Source organism: Dyadobacter luteus (assembly GCF_003383615.1).
GTDB classification, from domain to species: domain Bacteria; phylum Bacteroidota; class Bacteroidia; order Cytophagales; family Spirosomataceae; genus Dyadobacter; species Dyadobacter luteus.
Genome location: NZ_QNUL01000001.1, coordinates 191,240 through 204,635, shown reverse-complemented (window position 1 = coordinate 204,635; position 13,396 = coordinate 191,240). Strand labels below are relative to the sequence as shown.

10 protein-coding genes are annotated in these 13,396 nt (G+C 42.8%); 4 read left to right on the top strand and 6 right to left on the bottom strand.

What is annotated here, in order from left to right; genetic code table 11:
• Positions 1 to 30: 30 nt before the first annotated feature.
• Complete coding sequence (locus tag DSL64_RS00820; RefSeq protein WP_199539310.1) at positions 31 to 663, top strand: hypothetical protein; 633 nt, start codon at positions 31 to 33, stop codon at positions 661 to 663.
• A 236-nt stretch (positions 664 to 899) separates the two neighbouring features.
• Positions 900 to 1,523 carry a DUF6134 family protein gene (locus DSL64_RS00815; RefSeq protein WP_115828737.1) on the top strand — a complete coding sequence of 208 codons (624 nt, stop codon included), beginning with the start codon at positions 900 to 902 and terminating at the stop codon, positions 1,521 to 1,523.
• On the opposite strand, the gene DSL64_RS00810 is transcribed toward DSL64_RS00815, so the two are convergent.
• The 6 genes from DSL64_RS00810 to DSL64_RS00785 all read right to left on the bottom strand — a co-directional run bounded on the left by DSL64_RS00810 (position 1,520) and on the right by DSL64_RS00785 (position 9,978).
• Positions 1,520 to 2,647: an efflux RND transporter periplasmic adaptor subunit gene (locus DSL64_RS00810; RefSeq protein WP_115828736.1), complete on the bottom strand. Its 1,128-nt coding sequence runs from the start codon at positions 2,645 to 2,647 to the stop codon at positions 1,520 to 1,522. The genes DSL64_RS00815 and DSL64_RS00810 overlap by 4 nt on opposite strands.
• A 24-nt stretch (positions 2,648 to 2,671) precedes the next feature.
• The gene (locus DSL64_RS00805) at positions 2,672 to 5,932 is read right to left on the bottom strand and encodes an efflux RND transporter permease subunit (protein ID WP_115828735.1); all 3,261 of its coding nucleotides are present in this window, start codon (positions 5,930 to 5,932) and stop codon (positions 2,672 to 2,674) included.
• Between the two features lie 62 nt (positions 5,933 to 5,994).
• Positions 5,995 to 7,383, bottom strand: a complete 1,389-nt coding sequence (locus tag DSL64_RS00800; RefSeq protein ID WP_115828734.1) for a TolC family protein — start codon at positions 7,381 to 7,383, stop codon at positions 5,995 to 5,997.
• Positions 7,384 to 7,687: 304 nt separating this feature from the next.
• Positions 7,688 to 8,110 carry a hypothetical protein gene (locus DSL64_RS00795; protein WP_115828733.1) on the bottom strand — a complete coding sequence of 141 codons (423 nt, stop codon included), beginning with the start codon at positions 8,108 to 8,110 and terminating at the stop codon, positions 7,688 to 7,690.
• A gap of 402 nt (positions 8,111 to 8,512) precedes the next feature.
• On the bottom strand, positions 8,513 to 9,394 hold the full coding sequence (locus tag DSL64_RS00790) for a bestrophin family protein (RefSeq protein WP_115828732.1): 882 nt from the start codon (positions 9,392 to 9,394) through the stop codon (positions 8,513 to 8,515).
• Positions 9,391 to 9,978: a 3'-5' exonuclease gene (locus DSL64_RS00785; RefSeq protein ID WP_115828731.1), complete on the bottom strand. Its 588-nt coding sequence runs from the start codon at positions 9,976 to 9,978 to the stop codon at positions 9,391 to 9,393. Before DSL64_RS00785 ends, DSL64_RS00790 begins: the two co-directional genes overlap by 4 nt.
• A gap of 128 nt (positions 9,979 to 10,106) precedes the next feature.
• Between DSL64_RS00785 and nspC the strand changes: the two genes are divergently transcribed.
• Both nspC and pyrG read left to right on the top strand, forming a co-directional pair.
• The gene (nspC, locus tag DSL64_RS00780; protein WP_115828730.1) at positions 10,107 to 11,264 is read left to right on the top strand and encodes a carboxynorspermidine decarboxylase; all 1,158 of its coding nucleotides are present in this window, start codon (positions 10,107 to 10,109) and stop codon (positions 11,262 to 11,264) included.
• A 429-nt stretch (positions 11,265 to 11,693) separates the two neighbouring features.
• Positions 11,694 to 13,340: a CTP synthase gene (gene pyrG / locus DSL64_RS00775; RefSeq protein ID WP_115828729.1), complete on the top strand. Its 1,647-nt coding sequence runs from the start codon at positions 11,694 to 11,696 to the stop codon at positions 13,338 to 13,340.
• Positions 13,341 to 13,396 lie beyond the last annotated feature (56 nt).

Here is a 13,396-nt window from a genome sequence, read left to right as displayed (position 1 = left end):
TGGATTGTCAGAGCTCTAAACAATCACTTTATGAAAAATCAGATATATAGAATTCTAGTTGTCGCCATGGTGGCCGTCAGCATTTCAGCCCGGGCCCAGCAGAATGAAACAATTTTCCGCAAGTCGCCCGTTCGCCATTCAGGAGGTTACGCAGCTATTTCCAACAAATTCACGACGATTAACGGAGATTTTGCCAATATGGTCGGGGTTTATGGAGGTTGGTTTGTCAACAGGAAGTTTATGCTGGGTGTAGGAGGGGCGGCTACTACCAACTACATTCCTGCTCCCTGGAATGTGAATCAGTTTCCGGGTTCGAAAATGACGTACCAGTATGGTCAATTCGGCTTAATGACGGAGTATGTTTTTGCGTCTACAAAGAAGGTACACTTTAATGTCAACTTGCTTACCGGAGCAGGTTTCACTACTCAGTATGATCGCAGAGACTGGGACGACTGGGATTGGGATGACTTTGAAGATCGGGATGCGAATTTCTTCTTTGTGATGGAGCCGGGTGTTCAGGTTGAATTTAATCTGTTGAAATGGATGCGTTTTAGTCCGGGGGTGTCCTATCGCAGAGCGTTCGGCAATAGTGGCAACGGACTTTCCGACGCCGATTTGAGCAATCTGTCTTATAACCTCACATTGAAGTTCGGAGCATTTTAGACTTTACTAAAGAAATTAGCATCTATTAGCCATGAAAACCGCTTGTTCCCAATTTGGGGCAGGCGGTTTTTTTATTCATACCTGGCAGGAGATAGTAGAAAAGGGTACAATTATTCTTGCTCCGTTATTCATGATGAATAGTTTCTTATTCGTTTTGAGTAATTTGAAAAATTAATTGTGCAGGTATAGAAATTGTAATACCTGAAAAAGTTCGAAATCTCTAATAAAATCAACGTATGATCAGGCTCCTGGTTTTTTGTTTGCTATTAAATGCCGAAGCATCATTTAAAGACGCGGAAGCACAGCATAATGTGTATGATGTAATTGTAGCGGGCAGAACGATCGGGTCGCTGAAAGTCTTTGACAGTGAAGTTGGTAACGACAAGGATATGCACCGCATCGAATCAGATTTCAAAATACTCTTCTATTCGGGGAAGTATTCTACACAAACCAACTTTGAAGATGGAAGGCTGGTCACTGCAGTATCAGCACATCATGTAAACGGGGATTTAAAGGAACGTACGCAAACAAAAAGCATCAATAAATCAGCCTATTCAGTTTCATTTTCCGGAGACGATGGAGAAAAGAAAAAGAGCAAAGAATTCAACGAGCCGATTTTGAATACAGTTACAAGCCTGTATTATAAGGAGCCTGTTAAGATATCAGAGGTTTATTCGGAAAGGTATGGCCAGATGTGCAGCGTGAAAAAGCTGGCCGATGGGAGTTATGGAGTCTCCCTACCTGATGGCAAGCAGGGAGTGTATTCCTATAAGAACGGTATATGTCAGGAGGTAAAGACTGATCTTGCAGGTTTCAAACTGCGTATTGTGCTTAATCAGAGTAAAACCTCGCTGTATTAGAGAGAGACAGTTTTCAGATTTTTGACTTCCGTATGGTTTCGCACTTCTTCCGTCACAGTTTTGATCAATATATCTCCTTCTTTAATATCGCCAAAGATTTCAGTTTTACCATCAGCGCTTGCCCCTTCACGAATACTAACCCAATTTGTTTTATTGTCTTCAACTCTGATAACAAAAGTGCCAAGAGTTGAGTGAAGAATTGAAGACTTAGGTACCGCATAGGTCTCTTTGCCACGCGTCAGTGGAATTGATACTTCTGCGATCATGCCTGGTAAGAGTTTTTTGCCATTATTAAGAACATCCATTTCTACACGTTGCGATCTCAAACGGGTGTCCAGCGCCCCGGACATACGCGCTACTTTAGCGGGAAAATTCTGATCAGGAACCGCTTTCACCCTGAAGTTTACCTCACTTTGGTTGTTCAAATAGCTGTTGTAGGCCTCAGGTACGCTTACAACCAACCTTAACTTACGTTGATCTGCCAGAGTAAATAATGGGAATTCTGACCCTTTTCCCGACGGACCCACATACGCACCTGTACTCACATTTCTGGTAGTAATTACGCCGCTGAAGGGTGCCCTTATTTCAAGGTAATTGCGTGTATCACTGATCTCTTTTGTGACAGATTTTGCGGCTTCAAGCTGCGCAAAGTCAGAATTTTGCTTTGCCAGAGCCAGGTCCAGCTCATTTTGAGAGACAGTGCCCGGTGTTTTACTGGTTTCCAAAAGACGGTCATAACTTGCCTTGCTGGCTATGTAGATCGCCTCCTGAGATTTAAGTCTGGACATGCTGCTGGCATATTGGGAAGATAATTCGGGTGCTTCCATGGTGGCCAGAAGTTGTCCTTCTTTTACCTCTGAACCAACATCCACATACAATTTTCTCACAAAACTGCTGACTTTGGCATACAAATCCACCTGCTGAAAGGCGATGAGTTCGCCGGGAACCTGTAGTGAGCTGGCCAGAGCACCTTTCTGTAAAACGAACCCTTCTGTAGTTACTTCTGCAACCACTTCCTTCTTTTCCTTCGCCTCTTCCTTTGCATTTCCGGTTCCGCAGCTTTGCGAAATGGCTATCATACCAATAGCTATAAGTGCAGTGTTTATGTTTGATATATGTTTCATAAGTGTCAATTTTCGTTTAGCAGGTTATTTTTTGGTAGGAACATAAAACTGGCTTTCTTCATCCTCAGGGTCAAGAGAGACACTTTGCGTAGAAGCTTTTTCCTGTCCCCATGCGAAAGCAAGAGGCAGGATGAACAAGGCTGCAAAGGTGGAAGCAATCAGTCCGCCTACCACCGCCCGCCCAAGCGGAGATGATTGATCACCGGCATCGCCCAAACCGCTCGCCATGGGGATCATACCAACTACCATGGCTACGGCTGTCATCAAAATAGGTCTCAAACGTAGCGAAGCGGATTCCTTAGCCGCATTAATAGCGTTACCTCCAAACCTGCGCAGGTCTTCCGCATTGGTAACAAGCAGTACTGCATTGGAAATCGACACCCCGACCGACATGATAATTCCCATGTAGGACTGAAGATTTAACGTTGATCCGGTTAGCATCAGCAAAGCGAGAGAGCCGAGTATTACGGCAGGCACTGTAGCAAGTACAATGGCTGATACTTTAAATGACTGAAAATTAGCAGCCAACATCAGGAATATTACAATGATGGCTACAACAAGCCCGTTTTGTAAGCTGTCCAGTGTATCTGTTAAAGTCTGACTCATACCAATTAACTCCACATTCAGACCGCGTGGCAATTCACCCAGTGATTCGATAGCCGCCTGTACATCTGCTTTAGCAACACCCAGATCCTGGTTATTCAAATTGGCTGTTACCGTAAGGATGGGTAACGAACCAAGGTTATCGTTTTCTCCGTAGGTAGAGTCAGGAGTAAGCGTTGCGACATCATGTAGTATCGGGCGGGTGGCATTTTTGAGGAGAGGTATTTCTCCAATATCATTAATGCTTGCCATTTTGCTTTCCGGCACCTGCACCTGAACAGAATAGCTGAATCCGCCTTTTTCGTCCACCCATATATTTTTATCCGTATAACGCGAAGACGATGTGGATGCCACCAGCGAACGGGAAATGTCATTCATGTCCACCCCGAGCTGTGCAGCACGTATTCTGTCGACCTCAATGTTAATGGAAGGATACTTGTTGCTTTGCCCTAATTGTACATCACGCAGGTAAGAAATCTCTTTAAGTTTGGCAATTATCTTTCTCGCATATTCTTCGTTTAAAGGCTTGTTTCTTCCCGACATTCTTACCTCAATAGGAGTAGGGGATCCCTGGCTCAGTATTTTGTCAGTCAATTCAATAGGTTCAAAGGATAGTTTCAGACCTGGAATCGTTTCACCGACACGTTTCCTAATTTGTTCTTTCACATCATCCAGGTTCAGATGTACACCTTCTTCCAACGCTACCTGTACTACTGCTTCCTGCGGTCCTGCCATCCAGAGATAGATCGGGCTGATCGAGAACAAGCCAGGGTGCTGACCCACATAGGCTGAAGTTACAGATACATTCTCTTCACCCACAACCTCTTTGATGAGGTCAATGGTTTTCAGCGTTTTTTGCTCAGTTTGCTCTATCCTGGTACCTTCTTCAGCGCGCAAACGTACCTGGAATTGACCTCCATTGACCTTAGGTAGTACATCTTTACCGATTTTTGTAAGCATAAATCCTGCGACTAATGTAGTTACCAGCAAGTAAGAAATCACAACAGGTCTGCGGTAGGGCATCATCCGATTGATAAAGCGGTTAAATCTGCTTCTTACCTTTTCAAAGAATCCTATCTTTCCGTTGTTGTCTAAATCCTGCTTATGGGCAAGATGCTCTTTCAGCTCGGCACTGTTTGTACTTAAGTCGGCAGATGCAAATTCTTCCGCATCGGTCATGTCTGTACCATCTGCCTTTTTATGGTGTTTTACCTTCATGATCCAGTTGGCCATTACTGGTACGAAAGTCTGGGCAAGAAAGTAGGAAACAATCATACTGAAACCGATTGCGAGTGCCAGCGGAAGGAAGAGCGATCCGGGAATTCCGCCCATTGTAAAGGCTGGTGCAAAAACGGCAAGGATACAAAAAAGAATCAGCAACTTTGGAAAAGCGATTTCCTGACAGGCATCCCAGATAGCAAGTGCTTTGGGTTTGCCCATGTCGAAATGCTGGTGTATGTTTTCAATTGTCACCGTACTTTCATCCACCAGAATACCAATCGCCAGTGCCAGACCGCTAAGGGTCATGATATTGATGGTTTGTCCGAATAAATTAAGGAATAAAATGCCTGCGATGATGGATGTTGGAATGGTAAGAACGACAATAAGTGCTCCCCGCGCATCTCCCAAAAACAGCAATACCATAAGTCCGGTCAGCACGGCGCCAATTGCACCTTCGTGAAGCAGACTCATTACTGAGTTCATCACATACACCGATTGATCGAACTCGTAGCTCACATGTACGTCTTCGGGAAGCGTACTCTGAATTTTTGGTAGCGCCTTTTTAAGATTCTGTACAACTTCCCACGTAGAAGCATCCGCACCTTTGGCAATGCTCAGATAAACAGACCTTTTACCATTCACAAGTCCGTAGCCCGACGTGATATCTGCTGCATCCTCCACGGTTGCCACGTCACGTAAATACAGATTTTGAACGCTACCTTTGAACAGGGGGATATTCTCAAAATCCTTTACAGTGCGAATCGTGGTATTGGTGGGGGTGATATAGTTCTTATCGCCTATACGAACGTTCCCGGAAGGGGCGGTCTGGTTATTGAGTTTGATGGCTTCTACCAACTGATCAGTGGTCATGTTGTGCGATCTGAGCAGTTCCGGATCCGCTTTCACTACAATCGTTCTCTGGTTACCTCCGAATGGCGGGGCAGAGACAAGCCCCGGTATTGATGTGAAGGAAGAACGTACATAAACGTTCGCAAGATCCAGCAATTCATTGTTAGATCGTGTTTCACTTGACAATACAAGCTGACCCACCGGCAGGGTTGAGGCATCAAACCGTATGATAAAGGGAGGGTTGGACCCCGGCGGAAATATGGCCTGTAGCCGGTTTGTAAACGCACTAAGCTCTGCAGAAGCCTGGGCCATATTGGTACCCGGATAAAAGCTTAGTTTCATCAATGTCAATCCTTGTGTATTTTTTGTTTCAATGGTTTTGATCCCGTTGACATACAAAAGAATATTGACATACTGCTTTCCAAAGAAAGTTTCCATCTGGTTGGGCGTGTAGCCACCAAACGGGTGAGCGATGTACATGACCGGCAAATCAAGTTTAGGGAAAATATCCACCTTGATTGATCGCACCGCATTAATACCAAAGAAAAACAAACCAGCCACAATCACAATAATTGTGATGGGTTTGCGGAGTGCGAAACGTATTAAATCCATTGAAATATATTAATTAAAGGAATAGGCCTATGATGGTTTTGACAGCGTTTTACAAATGAAACTTACTGATTGGCAAAGGCAGATAAATCTCCCGAAGCAGCTGCTTTGAGCAGGAACGCCTGCCACACGTTGATAAATGCCACATCTCTGCTCGTTTCGGCGCGGTTCAACAGATACAAAGCCTGGGTTATGTCTACAATATTGCTCAGACCATTTTTATACAAAACACTCTTTTGCAGGTAGGCGTCGGATGCGGACTGAACCTGAATGGGTGCTTCTGTAAAATTAGAGATGGCATTTCTGATTTTATTATCCGAGAGTATCAACTGATTTTTAAGCTGATTGTCAATCATATCGTACTCTTCCTTATAGGCCTGGGAGATAAATTTTTGGGAAGTTACCTGCTGCTTGATACGCAGAATGTTCGTAACATTCCAGGTAGCACCTACGCCAATCAGATAGTTGGCTCTCACAGGCTTAATCCCTTCCAGATAATTCTGGGTATAGGCATGCTGATTGGTAGCATAGCTGGCCGAAAAGCCCGCACCACGCCCCTGAAATACACCAAACATGGAGAGCGTAGGCAAGCCCAGCGTATGGAAGTATTTAACTTGCTGATCACTGAAAGCAATGCGACTGCTGTAGTACTGAAGCAGGGGATGGTTGTTTATTTTTGAGGGATCGGAGGAAATGTCAGGAATTGCTTTTACAAAAGCCGAATCGAGCGCAAATTCCTGTTCGGTAATGCCCATGAGCTGAGCCAGCCTCGCACTGAGTTCCTGTTCCTGATCATGTGCCTGGGTCAGTGAAATTTTTGCATTGGAAATCTCTGCATTGGCAAAGGACGAATCTACACCAGGAACAAGCCCGTTTTTTGATTTGGCCGCTACTACGTTTTTAATGGCCGTAGCACGTTCCAGATTATTCTCCCATGAACGTATCAGTCTTTGGGCTGCCAGCAGGTTTAGGTAAGCTCCGGCAACGCGAACACCATGCTGAAACAATTCCTGATCAAGATCGTTCTGATCTCTGGAAATAGCCGTTTCGGCAACTCTTATTTTTTCCCTTGCCCTGCCGAATGCATAAAAATCCCAGTTGACGTTGGTAAGGTACAGAGCTCCGAATGCTGAATTCCAGTTCTGATCAGGAAGGGGTAGGCCTGAAGAAGCAACAGCAAGTCCCATACCATAAAGTGGACCATTTTGTCCATTAATGGTTCCGAAGTCCTGCTGGAGTGAAAAGTTAAGATTAGGCAGGTAATCTTTCCGTGCCTGTGCTGCTGATGCCTCAGAAGCCTTAACGATACCTGATTTGGCTTTGATAGTTCCGTAGTTGGTTTGCCCGGTACGGATCGCTTCTCCGATACTTAAAACCTGGCCATTGCCGGTATTGGGGAGGAGGCAAAAAGAGAGTTGCAAGGCTAAAAGTCCGGCTATGCCCTGTTTGTACATATTCTGAAATAATTACTGAATTGAGAAAAAATAACTGTGAAATACGGTAAACACTATTTGAGATGATTGAGTTTACCGTATGCTCAGTTGATTGTTTGGTTATACAAAAATAGAAATGTAACTAATGGTAATCTATATGTTTTTCAAACAAATCATTACAAATTTCACACGCGTGACTTTTGTTGGATATTCCTAAGAAGTTGCTGTGTTTGAGGAGTATACGTGTAAATGATTTTTAAAAATCGGGCACAAAAAAAGACCGGTACAATCGTGTACCGGTCTGATTCGTAATGCCTGAAACGTCCTAATCTACTGTAGGAAGCGTCGTGCTGTCTTTGGGATTGTAGTAATCAGCCACTTCGGTGTTCGGTTTTGAAACCGTGTTGCCAGCCGGAGTTTTGTAATTACGCGGAGATACCAATGGGTTAATATCAACCCCTTCCTTTTGATAGGTCCTGGTTACCACCAGACTTGCAGGACGTGGAGCATACTTTGGTGTAGTACTCACGTTTGTTCCTCTGTTTTGTCTTTTGTAGTAGCCTTCAACGGTATTCATATTGGCTACACGAATGGTTTTTTCTCCCTGAACCGCTTTTGCTTTTGCAGCTTTGTTCGGGTGTTTGTAATTATATACTGAGACGCCTGGATCTACAATTGACTGTGCATTTACTGCAATTGTTCCAAAAACGGCTAATACGATTGCTGAGACAAATTTTGATTTTATCATGATCTAAAAGTCTTTTTTGAACACATTTATTAAATCCTTTTTTAAGGGACATATGCAATAAACAACTTTTTGTCAGACCTCCAAAATGTCCTAATTTCCTTCTAATTGTTATATTTTATCAATTCAGGTGTGTATTTTATGATGATACCGGGTATTTTTTACCGAATCGTGTAAAATGCGTTTGTTTTTTTCTGTATAAATAGAATAATTATGTAAAAACATTCATTTTTTGGCTAAAAATGAATGTTTTGATAAATTTCAAATTCTAATAACTTTTTGCTGTATTCTAATGGTTTGCTAATTAATAGCACCCTTGGATGACCTTTTTAACACTTTTTGCAGACAGTATGTATCGCCCTATGGGCAACACTTTCGGAAATCCGGAATGTGATTAAGCAAACATCAGTTTAATAAAGCATGGGAGGTTGTTCTGATACCGCCACATATCCGTTCAACAGGCAAATCGTTTGAGTCGTCTCCGAAAGGGTCTTCTATTTCTTCGGCAATCACTTCCAGACTCGCCAGTATATAGAACACAAACATGACAAACGGGACAATCAGAAAATGGAGTACAAAAACATATCCTATGGGCAGTGTAATACAGTAGGCAAAAATGAATTTCTTGATATAAGAACTGTAGGATAGAGGAATGGGCGTGTTTTTGATACGCTCACATGCGCCGCAGATATTGGTGAACGATTCCAGTTCGTGGTTCAGCAGCAGAACATGCTCTGGCAATAAGAGTCCACGTCGCTGTAATTCAATAGTTTTCGCAAACATCAGAGAGGCGATCTGATTAGGTATATGTTCTTTCACGTCCAGGTCAGCTGATTTCATCCAGTCGGAATCTTCGAATTCGGCAGAAACATATTTGCCACGAAGGTGGTTTTTCATGGCATATGCGTAGTTGGGCACCATATGTTTATAAAAATGCCTTTCAGCTGTATATTCTCTGGGAATAAGGCCATTTATTTTCAAACACAGGTTCCGGCTGCTATTTACAAGGCTTCCCCATTGCTTGCGTCCTTCCCACCACCGGTCATAAGCAGTGTTAGTTCGGAAAACGAGCAAAAGAGATAATACAAAACCCAGTAAGGAGTGCATGATCGAAATATTTTTCAGATCACTGTTATCGCTCAGATTCAGATATACGAGAATAAAATAAGCCAGCGCGCTGGAATACACGCCGATGGTAACAATCATGGGAAGCAACTTCCTGGTGGTATCGGCTTTCTGAAAATAGAAAATGTATTTGAACCACTCCTTAGGATTGTAATCGATCATACCAGTTTTACCTGATCAATAAGTTTGAAAAACTCCTTAAAGCATTTCGCAGTGAGTTGAGCGTCTTCCAGTGCATTATGCGTATCTTCTTCACGGTCAAATCCGAAGTAGGCAGAAACGGATCCCAGACTAAGCGAGCGCGGAACCTGCTTTCCGTTTTTTTCCAGAATCTGAAAAAACAAATAGGATACAGTGTGCAGATCAAGCATTTTATTGGAGAACGACCATTTCATCTTTTCGTTTTGATACGAGTACCTCAGAAAATTAATGTCGTTAATCACGCTTTGTCCGCAGATGATGACATTAGATAAGTTCGGTTTGCCTGAATTAAGTTTCTTAATCCATTTCTCAAACTCCGGCAAAACATCATAAATCATGGGAGCATCTTCCAGGTCATCCATCGATAAACCGTGAATTTCTTCGGACCTTGATGAAAACGCCTCTTCGTTTTCCGGGTATACATTTTGCAGATACGTGCCGCGTGACTGCCACTGGTCATCAAAAAATTCGGCTCCGATCTGAATGATTTCATTCCAGCCAGGCTCTGGTCCTGTCATTTCTACATCCAGCACTAAAAAGGCCATCCGATTATGAATATGTTATAAAATGAAAATGAATTGATATTATCGAACCTCAATGCTCTACTTTTGTTGTAAAAGTAAAGAAACAATGTCTTTCGCTGTTGTCTCATCATTCTATTTATTTTTGAAAAATGTCATTTGATTACAACCAAATCCCGTCCCCCTGTTTTGTCTTGCAAGAGAACCTGTTAAGAAGTAATCTGGAACTCATTGATTCTGTGCAGAAGCAGGCAGGGTGTACTATCATTCTTGCGTTGAAGGGCTTTTCTATGTACAGCGCGTTTCCTATTGTAAAGGAATACCTCAGAGGAGCAACGGCAAGTTCATTGAATGAAGTGAAGCTGATCAATGATTTTATGGGTTACAAGGCGCACACCTATATGCCTGCTTATCTGGATCAGGAGTTTTCTGAAATATTGGAAAGAAGCAGTCATATTACCTTCAATTCTTTAACGCAATGGGAACGTTTTAAAGATCGCGTTGAAGATTTCAAAAAGCAGAATCCTTCCCATTCACTCTCATGCGGTATTCGGGTGAACCCGCAGTACTCTGAAGTAGCTACAGATATGTATAATCCTTGCGTACCTGGTTCACGTTTGGGAGTGACAAGAGATAAGTTGCCGGACACTCTGCCGGCAGGGGTGGAGGGAATTCATTTTCATACCCTATGCGAAAATGGTTCTGATACGTTAGAACGTACACTGGCTGCGCTGGAAGATAAGTTCGGAGACTTGCTTCATCAGGCGAAATGGCTCAATATGGGCGGTGGTCATTTGATGACGCGCGAAGGTTATGATATTGAAAAACTGATCGGTTTGGTTAAATCGATTCGTGAGAAATATAATCTGGATGTAATACTGGAACCAGGTTCTGCCATTGCCTGGAGGACTGGTGAATTGGTGACAACTGTGCTGGATGTGATGGACAGTCAGGGAATTGAAGTTGCGATTTTGGATACATCGTTTGCAGCTCACATGCCTGATACATTGGAAATGCCTTACAAGCCGGTAATCAGGAATGCCCATCAGGAAGCTGTTGCGGATAAGCCTACCTATAGACTGGGGGGGATGACCTGCCTTGCTGGAGACTTTATGGGTGACTATTCTTTTGACCAGCCATTGCAGGCAGGAGATCAGTTGATTTTTGAAGATATGATCCACTATACCATGGTGAAAACAACAACATTTAACGGTGTTAATTTACCTTCGATTGGTATGGTGACTAGAAACGGTGATTTTAAGCTGATCCGATCGTATGGATACGAGAGTTTCAAGGATCGTCTTTCTTAAGATAAAGATTTAAAATCCGGTTGAAAGGATTAAAGACAGCCGCTCTGTTCACAAATTTTTGTGAACAGAGCGGCTGCTTCTATTGCTGACCAGTATCAAATTTACTTTAACGTGATTTGAACGCAATGCGGAAAAGTACAAAAATGAAGTCGGGGCGACTTGTTGTTGAAAGTTAATCTGTGACGATTTTTGCCATGCTTTCATGAAAATTGAGTCATTTTGATCTGCATACCAACAGTATTTATGTACTATTTGCTGGTATTAAACCAATGGAATTACCGCTTTGGAAAAAATATTTCGTGGGTTAACAGTATAGACTTACAATTCATTAAGCCCGCAGAAACAAATATTTCGTGAAGACAGCTTAAAAATCTACCATTTTTTGCTGTACCTTTGTATCCCGTAATCATAGAAAAAAAGCAAAGTCTTATGGCTTCCAAAGCACGAAAGACCGCTAAGTACATTTTCGTTACGGGCGGTGTAACATCCTCACTTGGCAAAGGAATAATTGCCTCCTCATTGGCCAAATTGCTGCAAGCCAGAGGTCTCTCAGTCACAATTCAAAAGTTTGATCCATATCTGAATATTGATCCGGGAACAATGAATCCTTACGAGCATGGTGAGTGCTACGTAACGGACGATGGTGCCGAAACAGATCTTGACCTTGGGCACTACGAGCGTTTTCTTAATGTCCGCACTTCACAGGCAAACAATGTTACTACAGGCCGGATTTACCACAACGTAATCACAGCTGAAAGAAGGGGAGACTTCCTTGGAAAAACAGTTCAAGTTGTTCCGCATATTACGGATGAGCTTAAAAGAAACATGCTTCTTTTGGGGCAAACCGGTGATTATGATATTGTTATTACAGAAATCGGTGGCTGTGTGGGTGATATTGAATCTCTGCCATTCCTAGAAGCTGTCCGTCAGGTAAAATTTGAAATGAATGAAAAGGATACACTGATCATTCACCTGACACTTATTCCTTATCTGAACTCAGCAGGAGAACTTAAGACCAAACCAACTCAGCACTCGGTAAGAATGCTTCAGGAAGCAGGTATTCAGCCTGATATCCTGGTTTGCCGTACTGAACATCCGTTACCTTACGATATCCGTAAAAAAATTGCATTGTTCTGTAACGTACAGATCAACTCGGTAATAGAGGCAATGGATGCTGATACTATTTATGCAGTACCACTTTTGATGCTAAAGGAGAGATTGGATCAGCGTGCATTGTATATGCTTGACATCTATAATGACAAAGATCTGGATCTGGATGCATGGAAAACGTTCCTTTCAAGACTTAAAAATCCGCTGGATTCGATCACTATAGGGTTGGTTGGTAAATACGTTGAATTGCATGATGCCTATAAATCAATTGTAGAATCATTCATTCATGCAGGTGCCGCCAATGAGTGTAAGGTAAACATCAAATGGATTCATTCTGAGGGTCTTACTGAAACTAATGTTTTAGAAAAACTGGATGGGCTGGATGGAGTGCTTGTTGCGCCGGGCTTCGGAGAAAGAGGTATTGATGGTAAAATAGCGGCAATTCAGCATGTTCGTGAAAACAAAATTCCATTCTTCGGAATCTGTCTCGGAATGCAAATGGCAGTGATTGAGTTTGCCAGAAATGTAATTGGTTGGGACACGGCTCACTCTGTTGAGATGGACTCAGCTACTGAATTCCCCGTGATTCACCTTATGGAAGATCAGAAAGACGTTTCTAACAAAGGAGGAACGATGCGTTTGGGATCATATCCGTGTAAGATTAAGAAGGATTCACTTGCGAACCGCATCTACGGCAAAGTGAACATCAAAGAAAGACACCGTCACCGGTACGAATTCAATAACGCCTACCTTAAGAATTTTGAGGAAAAAGGGTTGCTTGCTACAGGGATTAACCCTGAAAACAACTTGGTGGAAATGGTAGAAATCCCTGAGCATCCGTTCTATATGGGTGTACAATTTCACCCTGAACTGAAAAGCACCGTAATGAATCCACATCCAATATTTGTGAGTTTCGTTAAAGCAGCTCTGACTTATTCTCAGAACAAGAGATCTGTAATTTCCTGAACAGTGGAGTAATCCGCTGTTTTTAAACGGGCAGTCGGGAAAAACTTATTACCTTT